This is a genomic window from Pseudomonas sp. LRF_L74, assembly GCF_965644255.1.
Classification (GTDB): Bacteria; Pseudomonadota; Gammaproteobacteria; order Pseudomonadales; family Pseudomonadaceae; genus Aquipseudomonas.
Genome location: NZ_CBFFRH010000002.1, coordinates 414,859 through 432,171 on the forward strand (window position 1 = coordinate 414,859; position 17,313 = coordinate 432,171).

The window sequence follows — 17,313 nt, forward strand, 5'->3', positions numbered from 1 at the left end:
TTCATGCACCTCCAGTGATCTGGGCGATGTTGCGCTTGAGGGTGGTGATCACGCCTTTCAGGGTTTCTTTCTCGTCAGCGGTCAGGCCTTGCAGCGGAGCGCGCACGCCGCCGGTGGCGAGGCCGTTGACTTCGACGCCGTACTTGATCGACTGGACGAACTTGCCGGTTTCCAGGAAGTCCATCAGCGGCATCAACTCGGTCATGATGCGGCGAGCCTTGTTGAAGTCCTTCTCGATCACCGCCGCCTCGTACAGCGCAACGTGCTCGCGCGGGATGAAGTTGGAACCGGCGCATACCCAGCTCTGCGCGCCCCAGGCGAAGAACTCCAGGGCCTGGTCGTCCCAGCCACAGGACAGGGCGACGCTCGGGTACTTCACCGCGGTGCGGTGCAGGCGGTTCATGTCGCCCGAGCTTTCCTTGATGGCGATGATGTTCTTCACGTCGGCGACCGCGTCGAAGAACTCGTCGTCCATGGCCACGCCCATGCGGCCCGGGTAGTTGTAGAGCATGATCGGCAGGCCTGCGGCCTTGTCCACGGCTTTGACGTGGATGGCGATTTCCTGCTGGGTCGGCAGGGCGTAGGGCGGGGTGCCGACCAGCAGGGCGTCGGCCTTGATTTCCTTGGCGTGGGCGGCATAGGCCACGGAGTCTTCGGTGCGGATGGCGCCGGTGCCGACGATCAGCGGCAGGCGGCCGTTGATCACGTCCTTGGCCTTGGCTACCAGGTCGAAACGCTCCTGGGCGGTGTGCGCGTAGTACTCGCCGGTGGAGCCGCCGATGATGATGCCGTGGATCTTGGCGTCGATCAGGTACTCGAGTACTTCGGCGAATGCGACAGAGTCGATCTTGCCGTCAGCGGTCAGAGGGGTGATTGCCGGGGTGTAGATGCCTTCGAATTTCACGGTGCGTCTCCTGTTTGGTTCATCATTGTTTCGATCACGCCATTGGCCGTGCCGCTGGCGAATTGGGCAGGTTCAATTGAGTGAGGCAGCTTGTTGTAGATTCAGCGAGCGGGTTTCCGGAGCGAGCGCCCAGGACACCAGCAGGCCGAGCAGGGTCACCGCTGCGGCGGCGTACATGGTTGCAGCGATGCCGAAGTTGTCGAGGCCGATGGGCACCAGGTAGGTGCCGATGGCGGCGCCGATGCGTGACAGCGAGGTGCCGACGCCGACCGCGCAGGCGCGGATTTCAGTGGGAAACAGCTCGTTCGGGTAGACCAGTTGTAGCACCTGGGCGCCGCCGATAAATAGGGCGTAGGCGCCGAATAATGTAAGGATCAGGGTTTGCGAACCGGCATGGAAATAACCCAGGCCGAGCAGGGCCAGGCCCGAATAGAGGAAGCTGTTGATCAACATGCTGCGACGGCCCATCGCATTGATCAGGCGCGTGGCGATGATGCAGCCGACGACGAACAGCAGGGTGATCACCACCGAACCGAAGGAAGCCCAGTCGCCTTTGAGGTTCAGCGCTGCCAATACTTTCGGCGCGAAGGCATAGACGGCGAACACCGGGATCACCGAGCAGCTCCAGAACACCGCGACGAACAGCATGCGTTTGCCATAGCCGGAGTGCAGCAGGTTCCACACCGAGACCTTTCGCTCGACCGGTTGCTCGGGCAGGTTGTGCAGGGAGAAGTCGTTGCCGTAGACCTGCTTGATGATGGCTTGCGCTTCGCTCGAACGGCCCTTGCTGATCAGCCAACGCGGCGACTCAGGCGTACCGATACGAACCAGGAACAGCGCCGCACCGATGATCGAGGCGCTGGCCAGGACCAGGCGCCAGGCGTCATCGCCACCATTGCGCAGGATGAAGTCGCCGGCGATGTAGGCGCAGGCGGCACCGGCGAACCAGAGGATGGTCAGGGTCGCCAGGCGTGGGCCGCGATACTTCTTCGGCAGGAACTCGACCAGCAGCGAAGTGGCCACCGGGTACTCGATACCCACGCCCATGCCGATGAGGAAGCGCAGCAGGAACAAGGCCCAGGCCGACTCGACCCAGAACTGCGACAGCGAGCCGATGATAAAAAGGGTGGGGCCGACGAAGAAGATGCGCTTGCGACCGAAACGGTCGGTCAGCCAGCCACCGAGGAAACCGCCGAAGAAGATGCCGATCAGCGCCGAGGCGGCGATCATGCCTTGCCAGAAGCTGCTCAGGCCCAGTGCGTTGGTCATCTGTAGCATGCACACGCCGATGATGCTCAGCACGTAGCCGTCGACGAACGAGCCACCACCCGAGCGCACGCTCAGCAGTTGGTGGAAGGTGTTGAGAGGAACGTCCTCGATAGAGGTTTTGGTCGTTGTCATTATTGTCTTCCAGTTTCATTGAATTCAGGCCGAGCGAACCCGCGGAGCCGAATCGTCATCAGCTCCGGATCGAAAAACATCCGAGTCGAGTTCGCCTGCCGAGCGCCGCCACGCGGCGCCCGGTCTTCGAAGTCCTTAGCTCTCTTTACCTGCCCGGTACTGTCCCCACCTCAGGTTGAGGTTCACGCCAAGGGAGAGGAAGGGTTCGGGTGGGTTGCTGTTGGGGCCTGGTGCCGCCAACAGGAAGTCGATCAGTTCGTTGCGCTCGCCTGCCAGCCAGTCCGCCAGCAACTTGCCGGTGATGGTGCCGCGGGTAACGCCCAGGCCGTTGCAGCACAGCGCACCGTAGACGTTGGGGGCGAGCTGGCCGAAGTGGCCCATATGGTTGCGCGACAAGGCCAGGGAGCCGCCCCAGGTGTATTCGAAGCCCACGTTGGGCAGCATCGGGAAACGGCTGGCGTAGGAGGCGCGATGGCGCTCCACGAAGCGTTCGAGGTACTTGCTGTTGGCGCGGCCATCCGGATTGAAACTGAAGCTGTTGCGGATCAGCAGGCGATTGTCCGGGGTGCGGCGCACGGTGGTGCCGAAGGTGTCCGCCGGAATCACGCCCCAGAACGGCTTGCCGCCCAGGCGAGCCTGCTCGTCCTCGGTCAACTGGCGAGTGATGCTGGCGTAGGTGAACACCGGCAGCATGCGTCCCTTGAGGAAGCCGAAACTCATGCCGAAGGCGTTGGTGGCCAGCACCAGTTTGTCAGCCGTAATGCGTCCGTTGGAATGGCTCAGGACGATCTTGTCGCCGTAGTCGATGCTGGTGATCGGCGTGCGTTCGTAGAGGGTGACGTTGCCCGGCAGGTTGTCGGCCAGGCCCTTGACCAGCGCCGATGGCTGGATCAGAACCGTTCCAGGCGTGAACAGCGCCTTGCGATAGAAGTGGGTGCCGATGTGCTCGGGCAACTCGCTGCCTTCGATCATCTGGTAGGCCTGGTCCAGCTTGTCCAGGCCACGGCGGTAGGCATCCAGTACGGCGATGCCGCGATCCTCGATGGCGGCCTGGTATTTGCCACAGGCTTTCATCTGGCAGTCGATGCCGTGCTCCTGCACCAGGTCGCGCAGGAACGACTGGCCGGCGAGGTTCAGCTTGAGGGCGATCTTCGCGGTGTCGATGTCGCCGATGTAGTCGTCCGCACCGATGTCGTGCGGCAGGTCGATGGCGAAGCCGGCATTGCGGCCGGAAGGACCGAATCCCACTTCCTGGGCTTCGATCAGGACGATCTCTTCGCTGGGGAACTTCAGCGCCAGTTCGCGTGCCGCCGCGAGGCCGGTGAAGCCGGCTCCGACGACGACCCAACGAGCGGAAGTATTGCCGCTGTGAGCCGCCCGGGGTTGGCGGGATCGGCTGAGGTGATACCAGCCGCAGGTCGTATCGTCGGCTGGCAAGTGGGTTACTTTCGTCATTTCCTAGACCTAACTTTTATTGTTCGAGTCCGTTTGTTCCCCGGCGTGAAATGACCCACTCAATGTGCGAGACCACAGCGCTTGGAGGTTGCCTACGACTCAATAGGCAAGTGCCACCTCGACCCCGACCGGTGCGGCGTATTCCGCCATGCGACGACGTGAAAGCTCCCAGTGCGCGCGCACGATCACAGCGGCTGTCTCAGGATCGTGCCGCTCGATGGCCTCGATCATCTGGTCGTGCTGGTCGCAGGCGATTTCCAGGTCCCGCTGCATGTCGTCAGTGGTTGGGTGTCGATAAAAAATCCTGCCGAGCCGGGCATGGTCGATCAAAAGGCGGCGCAGGCTCGGCATCAGGTAGTCGTTGTGCGCCATCTTGCCGATTTCCAGGTGGAACTCGTCGTTGAGGATGACGCGGTTTTCCACATCCTTTTCCTCGATGGCCTTGCGGAAATTCCGCTGAATGCCTTTGAGGACTTCGATCTCCGAGGGCGTCGCGTGGGTCGCTGCCAGTTGGGTGGTGGCGATGTAGATCAGCGGCGCGGCGAGAAAGAAGGCGTGCAATGACTCATGGTTCATCGAGGCTGCCCGTGGCGCTCGATTGGCTTCCAATTCGATGTAGCCCTCTGCGGCGATCTGCCGGAGCAACTCCCGTACCGGCGGACGCGACAGGCCGAACTCGTTGCACAGGGCGATCTCATCGACCACTGCGCCTGGCGCCAACTCCATGCTCAGAATGCGTCGGCGCAACGTGTCCCCCAATACCGCCTTGCGGTCGAGAGGTCCGTCGAGACTGCTCTGGTCGGCTTCGGATACGGCTTTCATCGAGACTTTTTTGTTTGCCATAGGGTGTGTCTACAATTTGTATAACGACTATAGGGTTCTGTTAGACAGTGTGTCTACAGGTTTTTTTGGCCACGAAATTCTGCGTCGTGTCGCGACAGAACAGGCATCGCCGTGGGGCAAATCCCTGGCGATGGCGCGCCGCATGGTTCGCGAGCGGATCGCTGCCGGAGGGTATTTCACCACATGTGCCGGCGGATCGCGGCGTAGCGATTTTCTCGCAGGCAGATGGATCGTTACGGTGCTAATGAGTATTCGCGGGGGGCACGTTCATAAAAACGACGGCGTGATATCCAATAACGACGTTTTTCGTGGCCAACCGATGACGCTCCCAGCTGGCGCCTTCTCAAGAAACACAAGGCATTGAGCGTATTTTCCATGAATTCTTTTGGTATACACAAAGAATACATGTGGGTTGACCCTGATCCTGAGTGCATGCGAGTCTCGGGTCATCAGCCATCTCCCTGAGTGGACGAGGCCGTGCAGATCGTCGCGAAGACGACGAACGAGAGGACGCGTCGAGGTGTCCTCAGCGCTCCGAGCTGATCAGGCCAGACTCGCGAAAACGAGGTGGCGACGAAACTGATATTCAAGGACTTCCGCCAAGTCACGGAAGTTGGGTTGGAGCATTTACAAGCCGATCGATGATGCGGCCTGCCGTTGGACAACAAGAATACGTGGGGCACGAATTAAAAACGTACCTGGCGTCATAAAAAGCGGGACCAACATATCAGAGGATAAATCATGAAAGGCTTGCGGAAGGCACTCTGTGCACTGGCGATGTCAAGTATTGCCATTTTTCAGGTACACGCCGAAGAAAAAGTCATCAATGTGGGGACTCTTTCCTGGGAAGACCTGACTCCTATCACCGGGGTAACCAAGAAAGTTCTGGAAGACTCCGGTTATACCGTGAAAGTTACTTCCTTCTCCGAGTGGGGTATCGCCTACGCCGCATTGGGCAAAGGCGATATCCAGATTCTCGCCTCGCAGATCGATTACGTCGCCCAGGATTACTGGAACAAGAACAAACGCAAGCTGGAGAAGATTTCTCCGGTATCCCATGGCCTTTATCAAGGCATCGCGGTGCCCAAGTACGTACCGATCGATTCGCTGGAGCAACTCAACGACAACGCCGACAAGTTCGGCGGCAAGATCATCGGCATCGAGCCTGGTTCGGGCCTGATGAGCGATGCCAGCCGCGCGGTGTCCGACTACGGCCTCAAGCTGCAACTGGTCGAGGGCAGTACCGTGGCCATGACTGCGGCGCTGAAGTCGGCCATCGACCGCAAGGAGTGGGTGGCCGTGACCATCTGGGATCCGTCCTGGATGTCGCAGAAGTTCGAGATGAAATACCTGCAGGACCCCAAAGGCGTCTTCCCTCCACCGCAGGGTTACTACTGGATCGGCAAGAAAGGTTTCTCTGAAGAGAACCCGCGTGCCCGTGAAGTGCTCGCCGGTATCTATCTGCCGCTTGCCGCCATCACGGCGATGAATGCCGAAGTCAAAGATGGAAAAACAATGGACCAGGCCGTTGCCGACTGGACGGCGAAGAATGCCGACCTGCTGAAACGCTGGGAAAATATTAAAAGTTACTGATCGCTCCTTGCTTGACCACTGCCGAACTTGAATCAAAGAACAATACCAGCCAAAACTGGTTCGACGGGAACGCTATGACAACGCCGAAGATAGATGTGAATGAAGTACTGGTGAGTTGCCAGTCCGTGTGGAAGATTTTTGGAGATAAAGCCTCCGATGCAATGCAAGCGGTAATCGAGAAGGGACTTTCCAAGAAACAGATCCTGCAGGACTACAGCTGTGTCGTTGGCGTTTCCGATGTGAGCCTGGATGTTCGCCGTGGTGAGATCTTCTGCATCATGGGTTTGTCCGGCAGTGGTAAGTCGACGCTTATTCGATTGCTCAACAAGCTGATCACGCCCAGCTCGGGCAAGGTCCTGGTCAAGGGCCGCGACCTGTCCGCGCTGAGTGCCACCGAACTGCGAGCCGTGCGTGCGCGCAATATCGGCATGGTGTTCCAGAGTGTGGCGTTGCTGCCGCACCGCACGGTGCTGGAGAACGCCGCATTCGGCCTTGAGGTTCAAGGGGTACCCAAGGCTGAGCGTCTCAAGGTGGCCGAGCGTGCTCTGGCCAAGGTCGGGTTGACCGACTGGGCCTCGCGTTTCCCGCGTGAATTGTCTGGCGGCATGCAACAGCGTGTCGGTCTGGCGCGGGCGATCACCGCCGACCCCGAAGTGATTCTGATGGATGAGCCGTTCAGTGCGCTGGACCCGCTGATCCGTCGACAGCTACAGGATGAGTTCCGCCAACTGACCAAAGAGCTGGGCAAGTCGGCGGTGTTCATCACCCACGACCTGGAAGAGGCCATTCGTATCGGTGACCGCATCGCGATCATGAAGGACGGTGTGATCATCCAGGTGGGCACGGCCGAGGAGATCGTGCTCAATCCGGCGGACGATTATGTCGCCGAGTTCGTTGCCGGCATTTCGCGCCTGCATCTGGTCAAGGCGCACTCGGTGATGACGCCGGTTTCTCTATATAAAGCGACGCAACCCGATGTCGACTTGGCGCGCTTGCCGAGCGTCGTTGCCGAGGCCGATATCGACGAGGTCATCGGCCTTGCGGTCAATGCCGAACTTGATGCGGTTGCGGTGACGGCCGATGGCCAAGTCGTTGGCGTGATCACCCTGCGTGACCTGCTCCGGGGCGTGCAGGGTGCGCCCAACGAATTCGCGGCTGCGGCCGGTGTCGTGGCGGCGAGGGCGTCGTCATGAACATCGCCGACTTCGTGGCGGGCTTCGATGCGACCGTCGACGAGTCCCTGGAGTGGTTGTCCGATCACGGCGGTTACGTGTTCGATGCCATCAATGCAGGGCTCGAAGGTCTATACGAGGGGCTCAACTGGGCTCTGAGCCAGCCTCCTTATTATGTGGTCGCTCTGGCCATCGGCTTGCTCGGCTGGCGTCTTGCCGGTGTGAGCTTCGCCATTGCCGCGACCCTGTCGATGCTGGCCTGCGCCTTCATCGGCCTGTGGCCGGAAACCATGAGTACCCTGGCGCTGGTCATCGCCGCCACCGTTCTTGCGTTGCTGGTGGCGATTCCGCTGGGTGTGCTGGCGGGGTTACTGCCGTCACTGGATCGGGTGGTGGAGCCGGCGCTGGACCTGGTCCAGACCATGCCGCCCTACATCTACCTGCTGCCGTCCATCGCGTTGCTGGGCTACGGCCCGGGCACCGCGCTGATCGCCACCTTCATCGTGGCGTTGCCGCCGGCCTTCCGCCTGACCTCGCTGGGTATCCGCATGACGCCGCGAGAGTTCATCGAGTTGGGTGATGCCAGTGGTGTGAGCGGTTGGCAGATGTTCTTCAAGATTCGCCTGCCGTTCGCCATGCCGAGCATCATGACCGGTATCAACCAGAGCCTGATGATGGCCTTCGGCATGGTGGTCATCGCCGGCATCGTCGGTTCCGGTGGGCTCGGTGAGTCGATCTACAGCGCCATCCGCACGCTCGATATCGCCAAGTCGATCAACGCCGCCCTGGCCATCGTGGTCCTGACCATGGTGCTGGACCGTCTGGCGCAGAGCGCTGCACTTCTGCAGAAGGGGAAACAGTGATGAGCACTCCGGTCTTGCAGTTTTCTCCTGGCCAATACATCGCGCCGCTGTTCGAGTGGCTCAACACCAACATGCACGGCTTCTTCAAGGCGATCAGCGTGTTCATCGAAGCGGTGCTGGGCGGTATCGAGGCCGCATTGCTGGCCTTGCCGCCGCTGGCGTTGATCGCTGCGGTATTCGTGCTCACCGCCTGGCTGATCCGCCCGCGCCTGGCCGTTCTGGCCGCAGCGATGCTGGGCTTCTGCCTGGTTTCGGGGTTGTGGACGGCATCCATGCAGACCATCGCCCTGGTCTCGGTGGCGGTGCTGATTTCTGTCTCCATTGCCTTTCCGCTGGGGATCGTCGCTTCGCGGGTGAAGAAGTTCGATAGCGCGATCGGCCCGCTGCTCAACGTGATGCAGACCGTGCCGCCATGGGTCTACCTGATTCCGGCGGTGATGATCTTCAGCCTGGGCCGCGTGCCGGCGATCATCGCCACCGTGGTCTATGGCATCCCGCCGATGCTGCGCCTGACCACGCTGGCCTTCAAGCAGGTGCCGGAGCACATGCTCGAACTCGGCCAGGCCATCGGTGCGTCCAAGCGTTCGATCCTGTTCAAGATCGAAATCCCCCTGGCCACGCCGACGCTGATGGTCGGCCTCAACCAGTGCATCCTGCTGTCCCTGGCGATGGTGGTGCTGGCTGGCCTGGTCGGTGCCGGTGGCCTGGGCGCCGAGGTGACACGTGGGTTGACACGGATGGAGATGGGGCTTGGCTTGCGAGCCGGCCTGGCCATCGTCGCGGTGGCGCTGCTGCTGGATCGCCTGTCCCGTGGCGCGCTCGACCGCCGCGCCTTGGGTTGAGGAGAACGAAAGCATGCGACATACCTTCTTTTGCATAGACGCCCACACCTGCGGCAACCCCGTGCGCCTGGTGGCGGGCGGCGCGCCCATGCTGCCGCACCTGCCAATCGCCGAGCGGCGCGCACTGTTCGTCGAGCATCACGACTGGGTTCGCCAGGCGCTGATGTTCGAACCGCGCGGCCATGACGTGATGTCCGGCGCGATTCTCTACCCGGCGTATCGCGAAGACTGCGATTTTGCCGTGGTGTTCATCGAGGTCAGTGGCTGCCTGCCCATGTGTGGCGCCGGGACCATCGGCCTGGTCACCTCGGCCCTGGAAGAGGGCCTGGTGACGCCACGGGTGCCAGGACAACTGGCGATAGAAACGCCGGCTGGCCGGGTCGACATCCGCTACACCGAGCAGGATGGCAAGGTCACTGGCGTGCAGATGCACAACGTCGCCAGCTACCTGCACGCCCCCGACGTGGTGGTCGAGGTGCCAGGCATCGGCAGCCTGAGCGTGGACATCGCCTATGGCGGCAACTACTACGCGGTGGTCGAGCCCCAGGCGAACTGGAGCGGCCTGGATAACATGTCGGCATCGAGCATCGTCGATGCCAGCCAGGCGCTTCGAGAGGCGCTGAGTCATCTGGAACAGCCCGTCCATCCGCTCGACGAGCGCATCAACGGCGTGCATCACGTGATCTGGTGTGACCAGCCGGATATCGCGGGGATCGACGGGCGTTGCGCGGTGTTTTATGGCGACAAGGCCATCGACCGTTCGCCTGGCGGCACCGGGACCAGCGCCCGCATGGCCCAGTTGCACGGAAGAGGGCGCCTCGGCGTCGGCCAGGACTTCCACCACCAGAGCCTGATCGGCACGACCTTCATTGGTCGCGTCGAAGAGGAAACCACCATTGGCCGCTACCCCGCGATCAAACCCAGCGTGACCGGCTGGGCCAGGGTGATCGGCCACAACACCATTTTCGTGGATGACAACGATCCACTGGCTAATGGCTTCCAAATAAAATAATCAGTCGGTGCAGGGCATCACCCTTGTCGCAAGCGCGACAGGGGCGATGAACTGAGCCAGCAAGAGGCCCGAATTGGTAGAACGTAGAGTGTTCTGCGGAGGCATCAAGGGTAAGAACCTGCGTTATCTGGAGGACGGACTGACCACCGGCATCTCCACCAGCAACGTGGGCTTCGTACTGCTTGAGCATTTTTCTCTGCCTGCTTTCACCCAGGCGCTGGACACATTGGTCACGGCGAACCTGATCAGACCGTCGCTGTTCAAGACCCACACCTTCACCTTGAATGGCGAAGAGGTGGTCAGCGACCTGGGCATCGTCATCCGCCCCGACAGCGACCTCAAGGCGATTCCCCTGGAGAGCCTGAAACTGCTGGTGCTCTGCGGCGGCTTGCGTACGCCGCTGAAGGGCAACCAAGAGCTGCGCAACCTGCTCAAGCGGGCAGCGGAAAAGGGCATAGCCCTGGCGGGCCTGTGGAACGGCGCGTGGTTTTTTGGCCATGCCGGCCTGCTCGACGGCTACCGCTGCGCGATCCATCCCGAGCATCGCCCGGCCCTGGCGGAGATCGCCAAGTACAGCCAGGTCACCAGTGAAAGCTACATGGTCGACCGCGACCGCTACACCGCCGCCAGTCCCGCCGGCGCTTTTCACGTGGTGCTCGACTGGATCGGCCAGATGCAGGGCTCGGCGCTGGTCGAGGGCATCGTCGACATCCTCGCCTTCGAGGAGTCGCGCTTCAAGCGAATCAACCCCAAGTACCAGTTCAAGATGACCGAGCCACTGCGCGAGACCATCAAGCTGATGGAGGCCAATCTCGAAGAGCCGTTGGAACTGGCGCAGATTTCCAGCTACGTGCGGATTTCCCGGCGACAGATCGAACGGCTGTTCAGCGAGCAGCTTGGCACCAGCCCGTTGCGTTATTACCTGGAGTTGCGCCTGACCGAGGCCAGGCGCCTGTTGCAGCACTCGACGCTGTCCATCGTGCAGGTTTCGGTGGCGTGCGGATTCATTTCGTCCAGCCACTTCAGCAAGCGCTACTCCTCGTATTTCGGCCATTCGCCGTCCAGGGAGAAGCGGCTGGAGTTCTAGGGAAGCGGCACGGGTGTGTTTCAGGGCTGATCTACAGGGCCGAGCCGCACCTCATGCTGACCGCTTTGGCGTAGCGCATCGGCGACGAAACCGTTACCGATGCGCTCGTCGAGAAAAGCCCGGACGAAACGCGCTCCGGCCAGGCGCCCCTTGGGTACGGCCATGGCCTGGCGGATCTCGGTGAAGCTATCGGCCAGCACCCGGTAAGCCGGGTTGCCGGCCGCGAACGCCTCCAGTGGCTGGCGCACACCAGCCGCAGCGTCCAGTCCCTGCTCGACGAACCAATCCACCGCTGCCGCCGAGGTCGGCGCACGCACCAGCCCTGCCGCCGACAGGGTGCGACTGAGGAACAGGTCGTAGGCCGCGCCCTTACCTACGGCCAGGCGCAGGCCCTGGCGGTCCAGATCGGCAACGCTGTGGAAGCCGCTGTCAGCGCCGACCAGATAAGTGCCTTCGATGATCACGTAGGGATGGCTGAACTCGATTTCCGCAGCGCGCACCGGCTCGATGGCCAGGAACGCCAGGTCCCAGGTGTTTTCCGGCAACGCGGCGAAGACCTTGCCCGCCGCGTCGAAGGTGATGAATTCGACCTCGATGCCCAGGGCCTCGGCCAAGGCCCTGGCCAGGGCGCTGGACACCCCGGCGGGCTGGCCGTCCTCGCCACGCTGGGCGAGGACCGGGTTGCCATAGTTGATCGCGGCGCGCAGTACCCCGGTGGGGGCCAGATCGGCGAGAACCTCGTTATCGATGTTCATCAACGTCCTTCCTCGGCCGTCACGGCATGGCCGCTGGATTCGCCGTCATCCCCGTTGTTGACGCGCATCAGCAGGGTCATCAGGAAGGCGATGGCCAGCAACACGCTGAGGAACAACAGCCCAGCGGTGGCACTGTTGGTGCTGCCCTTGACCATGCCGATCATCGACGGGCCGACGAAGCCGCCGAGGTTGCCGATGGAGTTGATCACGGCGATGGACACCGCAGCGGTGGAGCGGCTGAGGAACAGCGTCGGCAGGGCCCAGAACGGCGACTTGAAGCTGTACAGGCCAGCCAGGGTCAGGCTGATCATGGCGATGGCGATCACCGGGTTGCCGATCAGGCCGGCACCGACCATCGCGCCCGTGGCCACGGCCAACGGAATGGCCGAGTGCAGCTTGCGTTCGTTGTGGCGGTCGGAGCTGCGCGACCAGCCGATCATCATGATGGTGGCGACGATGTACGGCACCATGGCGATCAGGCCGATCTGGGTGTGGGTCAGCGACTCGGAGAAGCCCTTGATGATCTGCGGCATCCAGTAGCCGACGCCGAGGCTGCCGCACTGGTAGACGAAATAGATGAAGGACAGGTAGAGCACCTTCGGGTTGGTCATGGTTTTGATGACGCCCAGGTGCTTGACGTTCTTGCGTGATTTTCTGTCGCGTTGCATTTCCTCCAGCAGCCAGGTGCGTTCTTCATCGGTCAGCCACGTGGCCTGTTCCGGCTTGTCGGTCAGGTAGAAGAAACAGACCACGCCAAGGATCACCGCCGGGACGCCTTCGAGGAACAGCATCCAGCGCCAGCCACTCCAGCCGAGCCAGTGCACGTTGTCCATGATCCAGGTGCTCAGCGGCGCGCCGATGATGTACGACACCGGGATCGCGGCGGTGAACAGCGCGACCGTGGTCGCCAGCTCCTTGGAGCGGAACCAGTAGGTCAGGTAGACGATGATGCCGGGGAAGAAACCGGCCTCGGCCACGCCCAGCAGAAAGCGCAGGACGTACAACTGCGTGGCGGTCTCGGCGAACGCGGTGGCGGCGGCGATGGCACCCCAGGTCAGCAGGATGCGGGCGATCCACACCCGCGCGCCGTAGCGGTTGAGCAGCACGTTGCTCGGCACTTCGAAGAGGAAGTAACCGATGAAGAAGATGCCGGAGATGAAGCCGAAGGCTTCGGCCGACAATGCCAGCTCGGCGTTCATCTGCAGCGCGGCGTAGCCGATGTTGGCGCGGTCCAGGTAGGAGACGATGTAGAGCAGGAAAACGAAGGGGATGATGCGCAGGGTCACCTTGCGCACCACGGCTTTTTCAAAGCCGCTGCTTGCCGTTGTTGTCATTGTGGGCCTCACAGGGCCGCGCGAACGCGGCCGGTTTTGTTTTTATGGGATGAATCGTTCAGAACCTGCCCACGATCTGCTGCGCGTCGGCTAAACGGCGTTGAAAACGCCTTCGTTTATCTCTAGCTCGCGAGATCGTGAACAGGTTCTCAGGCGGAAAACACCATGCACACCGGGCTTCCGCTGCTGACCTGTGTACCCGTGGCTTCGAGTACACCATGTTGCTGATCGATGGCGAAGGTCACGATGGAGTCGCTTTCCTCGTTGAGGGCGAACATGAATCGCCCGTTGGGGGTGATGGCGAAAAAGCGTGGCGTGCGCCCGCCGCTGGGAATGGCCGTGACGAAATGCAGCAGGCCGCTGCTGGCATCGATGGTGAACACGGCAATGCTGTCGAAGCCTCGGTTGGAGGCGTAGAGAAAACGGCCATGTGCATCGACGGCGATTTCCGACGCGCGGCTGTTGCCGGTGAAGCTGGCCGGTAGTGTCGAGAGTACTTGCTGGGCCTCCAGGCTGCCGCGAGTGGCGTCGTAGCGGTAGGCCGTTACCGTCGAGTCCAGTTCGTTGACGGTGTAGGCCCAGGCCCCCTTCGGATGAAACGCCAGGTGGCGTGGCCCGGAGGTTTCGCGGGTGGCGACGAAGGGGGGATCGGCCGGCGCCAGGCGTCCGTTATCGAAGCGGTAGCTGAGAATCTTGTCCTGGCCCTTGTCCGGCACGAGAACGAAATCGCCGGATGGATCGAACGGGTTGTGGTGGGGCTTGGCGAACGGTTGCTCGACCCGATGCGGACCCGGTTGGCCCTCGACCGGCAGCAGTTGGCTGACTTCGCCGAGGCTGCCGTCGTCCTTCACTGGCAGCACCGCCAGGCTGTGGCCGATGTGGTTGGTCACCACCATGTAGCGGCCGCTGGGGTCCAGGGCCAGGTGCACCGGGTTCTTGCCCTGGGTGCTTTGGCGATTGATCAGGGCCAGGCGGCCGCTGCTCCTGTCGATGCTGAAGGCACTGATATCGCTGATGTCGCCATGCACGCTATAGAGGAAGCGGCCATCGCGACTCAAGGTCAGGAACGAGGGATTGACCAGGTCCTTGACGACCTGCACCGGCTCCAATGTGCCGGCCAACGGGTCGACTTTGAACACACTGATGCCTTCCCCACGGGCGTTGCGCTCCCGCGTGGTACGGCTGCCGACATAAGCGAACATGTGACGGTCTCCGGAAACGTGAGGGGATTGCGCAGCCCGTAGCGTGCCCGGCAGCAGGCCGCCGAGCAGGGATGCGCCGGCCAGCGTGCCGGCCTGGATCAGCAGTTGGCGCCGGCGCGGGTCGGCCGGCAGGTTGTCGAGATCACGCATTGTTATTGTCCTTGGCGTGTGAGGTGGTTTCTGCGGGTGAAGGTCAGCCCAGCATCTTGCGCACCACATAGGGCAGGATTCCGCCCTGCGACAGGTAGATGAGCTCTTGTCGCGAATCGAGCTTCAACAGCAGCTCGATACGCTGATCCGGGTGGCCGTCGCGCTCGATGCGCAGCGTCACCGTATTGCTGCCGACGGCAAGCTGGTCGAGGCCTTCGCAACCGAGGTGTTCGTGACCTTCCAGGGCCAGATCGGCGGCGGTCATGCCTTCGTTGAACAGCAGCGGCAGGATGCCCATGCCGATCAGGTTGCTGCGGTGGATGCGTTCGAAACTGCGTGCCACCACGGCACGTACGCCGAGCAGGGCCTGGGCCTTGGCCGCCCAGTCGCGGCTGGAGCCGGCGCCATAGTTGATGCCGCCGAACACCACCAGCGGCGTGTTCTCGGCCTGGTAGCTGGCGGCCGCTTCGTAGACCGGCAGGACCTGGGCGCCATCGGCGGTGCGTGCCCAGGCGCCGACGCCGGGTTGCTCGTCGAGCAACTGGTTGCGCACCGCGCGGTTGGTGAAGGCGCCGCGCAGCATCACTTCGTGGTTGCTGCGGCGAGTCGAATACTGGTTCAGGTCTACCGGGTTCTCGCCGTGTTCGACCAGCCAGCGACCGGCCAGGCTGTCGAGCGGAATGGCGCCGGCCGGAGAGATATGGTCGGTGGTGACGTTGTCGCCCAGCACCATCAGCACGCGAGCCTTGTCGATGGCCAGGCTCCTGGGCGGCTCGGCTTCGATGGCTTCCAGGTAGCGTGGGCGGCGCAGGTAGGTCGAGGCCGGGTCCCAGGGAAACTGCACGCTGCCGGCCGCGCTCAGCGCCTGCCAGTGATGGGTGCCGTCCCACACGGTCTTCAGGCGCTCGGCGAAGAATTCCGGGCGCACCACTGCACGCTCGACGGCCGCGACCTCTTCGTCGCTGGGCATCAGCTCGCTCAGGTAGATGTCGCGCCCCGAAGCGTCCTGTGCCAGTGGCTGGTTGACCAGGTCGACATGGATGTCGCCAGCGATGGCATAGGCCACGCACAGGGCGGGGGAGGCGAGGTAGCCAGCCGGCACCTTGGGGTTGACCCGACCTTCGAAGTTACGGTTGCCGGAGAGCACGGCGACGCCTTTGAGGCCTTGTTCGGCGAAGGCTTCGACATGGCTTTCCAGGCTGCCGGAGTTGCCGATGCAGGTCATGCAGCCAAACCCGGCGAGGTCGAAACCGATGGCCGAATAGTCCTCCAGCAGACCGGCTTCACGCAGGTAGTCCGCGACGACCTGGGACCCAGGCGACAACGAAGTCTTGACCCAGGGTTTGCGCCGCAGGCCAAGGGCGCGAGCCTTGCGTGCCAGCAGGCCGGCCTGGATCATCTGCGCCGGGTTGGCGGTGTTGGTGCAACTGGTGATCGCCGCGATCACCACTGCGCCGTGACTCAGCGGCTGGCCGAAGCTGGGCTCGTCGAAACTGTCCGCCGCGCTGCTGGCGATGGTGTTGCCCAGCACATGCTCGTCGAAGGACGGGCCGGCTTGCGCCAACGGCTGGCGTTGATGCGGCTGGTGCGGGCCGGCGACGCTGGGCTGGATGCTGGCCAGGTCCAGTTCGATCAATTCGGCGAACTGCGGCTCCGCCGCTGCGGAGCGACGCCACAGGTGCTGGACATCCATGTAGCGTTCGGCCTTGGCGCGCAGTCCGGCGGGGCGCCCGGACAGCTCCAGGTACTTGCAGGTCTCGTCGTCGAAGGGGAAGAACACCACGGTGGCGCCGTATTCCGGGGCCATGTTCGACACGGTGCCACGCATCGCCCAGGTCAGGTTGTCCAGGCCGGGACCGCAGAACTCGACGAACTTGCCGACCACCTTGCGTTTGCGCAGGATCTCGGCGACGTACAGCGACAGGTCGGTTCCGGTCACGCCGGGGCGCAGGGCATTGCTCACGCGGATGCCGATGACCTCGGGAAAGCTGATCGGCACCGGTTCGCCGAGCATCGCCGCCTGGCCTTCGAGGCCGCCGACGCCCCAGCCGAGGATGCCCACGGCGTTGATCATCGGCGTATGGCTGTCGGTGGCGACCATGTCGTCCGGGTGCAGCAGGCGTTCGCCGTTGGCGCCGGTGCTTTCCCAGACCACCTGGGCCAGCGCCTCCATGTTCATCTGGTGGATGATGCCGGTGCCTGGCGGGATGACCTTGAAGTTGTCGAGGCTCTTCTGCGCCCACTTGATGAACTGGTAGCGCTCGCCGTTACGGCGGAAATCGATGTCGAGGTTGGCTTCCACCGCGTCGGCATCGGCGAAGCGTTCGACGATCACCGAGTGGTCGATGGTCAGCACGGCGGGGATCACCGGGTTGACCTTGTGCGGGTCGCCGCCCAACTCGGCGACGCGATCGCGCATGCCGGCGAAGTCGGCCAACGCCGGCAGGCAGGTGGTGTCGTGGAACATCAGGCGATTGGGAAAGAACGGCGTTTCGCAGGCCGGCCCCTGGCCGGTGGCGCAGCGCAAGACCGGTTCCAGCGCTTCCGGCGAGCAGCGGGCGACGTTTTCCAGCAGCAGGCGGATGGAGTAGGGCAGGCGTTCGAGCGTCGGACGGTCGAGCAGTTTGTCGAGGTCGACGTAAGTGAAATGTTCGCCGGCGACTTCGAGCTGGCTGAAGTAAGTGTTCACGGTCTGGGCTC

Annotated in this window: 14 protein-coding genes; 6 read left to right on the plus strand and 8 right to left on the minus strand. The window is 62.6% G+C overall.

What is annotated here, in order from left to right; all coding sequences use genetic code 11:
* Position 1: 1 nt before the first annotated feature.
* From ACSZPK_RS06800 to ACSZPK_RS06815, 4 genes are all read right to left on the minus strand, one after another.
* Positions 2 to 904, minus strand: coding sequence for a dihydrodipicolinate synthase family protein (locus ACSZPK_RS06800; RefSeq protein WP_437880651.1), 903 nt, complete (start codon positions 902 to 904; stop codon positions 2 to 4).
* 72 nt (positions 905 to 976) lie between these two features.
* Complete coding sequence (locus ACSZPK_RS06805; RefSeq protein ID WP_437880652.1) at positions 977 to 2,305, minus strand: MFS transporter; 1,329 nt, start codon at positions 2,303 to 2,305, stop codon at positions 977 to 979.
* A 135-nt stretch (positions 2,306 to 2,440) separates the two neighbouring features.
* The gene (locus ACSZPK_RS06810) at positions 2,441 to 3,760 is read right to left on the minus strand and encodes an NAD(P)/FAD-dependent oxidoreductase (RefSeq protein WP_437880653.1); all 1,320 of its coding nucleotides are present in this window, start codon (positions 3,758 to 3,760) and stop codon (positions 2,441 to 2,443) included.
* 99 nt (positions 3,761 to 3,859) lie between these two features.
* Positions 3,860 to 4,582 carry a GntR family transcriptional regulator gene (locus ACSZPK_RS06815; RefSeq protein WP_437880654.1) on the minus strand — a complete coding sequence of 241 codons (723 nt, stop codon included), beginning with the start codon at positions 4,580 to 4,582 and terminating at the stop codon, positions 3,860 to 3,862.
* A 762-nt stretch (positions 4,583 to 5,344) separates the two neighbouring features.
* On the opposite strand from ACSZPK_RS06815, the gene ACSZPK_RS06820 reads away from it, so the two are divergent.
* The 6 genes from ACSZPK_RS06820 to ACSZPK_RS06845 all read left to right on the plus strand — a co-directional run bounded on the left by ACSZPK_RS06820 (position 5,345) and on the right by ACSZPK_RS06845 (position 11,172).
* Positions 5,345 to 6,196, plus strand: a complete 852-nt coding sequence (locus tag ACSZPK_RS06820) for a glycine betaine ABC transporter substrate-binding protein (RefSeq protein ID WP_437880655.1) — start codon at positions 5,345 to 5,347, stop codon at positions 6,194 to 6,196.
* A 74-nt stretch (positions 6,197 to 6,270) separates the two neighbouring features.
* Positions 6,271 to 7,389, plus strand: a complete 1,119-nt coding sequence (locus tag ACSZPK_RS06825) for a quaternary amine ABC transporter ATP-binding protein (RefSeq protein ID WP_437881009.1) — start codon at positions 6,271 to 6,273, stop codon at positions 7,387 to 7,389.
* Complete coding sequence (locus tag ACSZPK_RS06830; RefSeq protein ID WP_437880656.1) at positions 7,386 to 8,231, plus strand: ABC transporter permease; 846 nt, start codon at positions 7,386 to 7,388, stop codon at positions 8,229 to 8,231. The genes ACSZPK_RS06825 and ACSZPK_RS06830 overlap by 4 nt, the downstream gene beginning before the upstream one ends.
* The gene (locus tag ACSZPK_RS06835; protein WP_437880657.1) at positions 8,231 to 9,073 is read left to right on the plus strand and encodes an ABC transporter permease; all 843 of its coding nucleotides are present in this window, start codon (positions 8,231 to 8,233) and stop codon (positions 9,071 to 9,073) included. The genes ACSZPK_RS06830 and ACSZPK_RS06835 overlap by 1 nt, the downstream gene beginning before the upstream one ends.
* Before the next feature lie 13 nt (positions 9,074 to 9,086).
* Complete coding sequence (locus ACSZPK_RS06840) at positions 9,087 to 10,085, plus strand: 4-hydroxyproline epimerase (RefSeq protein WP_437880658.1); 999 nt, start codon at positions 9,087 to 9,089, stop codon at positions 10,083 to 10,085.
* A gap of 73 nt (positions 10,086 to 10,158) precedes the next feature.
* Positions 10,159 to 11,172 carry a GlxA family transcriptional regulator gene (locus ACSZPK_RS06845; RefSeq protein ID WP_437880659.1) on the plus strand — a complete coding sequence of 338 codons (1,014 nt, stop codon included), beginning with the start codon at positions 10,159 to 10,161 and terminating at the stop codon, positions 11,170 to 11,172.
* A 20-nt stretch (positions 11,173 to 11,192) separates the two neighbouring features.
* Here the strand turns inward: ACSZPK_RS06845 and ACSZPK_RS06850 are convergent, their stop codons facing one another.
* The 4 genes from ACSZPK_RS06850 to acnA form a co-directional block, all read right to left on the minus strand.
* On the minus strand, positions 11,193 to 11,930 hold the full coding sequence (locus tag ACSZPK_RS06850) for a transporter substrate-binding domain-containing protein (RefSeq protein ID WP_437880660.1): 738 nt from the start codon (positions 11,928 to 11,930) through the stop codon (positions 11,193 to 11,195).
* Positions 11,927 to 13,261, minus strand: a complete 1,335-nt coding sequence (locus ACSZPK_RS06855) for an MFS transporter (protein ID WP_437880661.1) — start codon at positions 13,259 to 13,261, stop codon at positions 11,927 to 11,929. The genes ACSZPK_RS06850 and ACSZPK_RS06855 overlap by 4 nt, the downstream gene beginning before the upstream one ends.
* A gap of 149 nt (positions 13,262 to 13,410) precedes the next feature.
* On the minus strand, positions 13,411 to 14,463 hold the full coding sequence (locus ACSZPK_RS06860; protein WP_437881010.1) for a lactonase family protein: 1,053 nt from the start codon (positions 14,461 to 14,463) through the stop codon (positions 13,411 to 13,413).
* Positions 14,464 to 14,656: 193 nt separating this feature from the next.
* Entirely contained in the window at positions 14,657 to 17,302 is a 2,646-nt protein-coding gene (acnA, locus tag ACSZPK_RS06865; protein ID WP_437880662.1) for an aconitate hydratase AcnA, read from the minus strand.
* Positions 17,303 to 17,313: the final 11 nt, after the last annotated feature.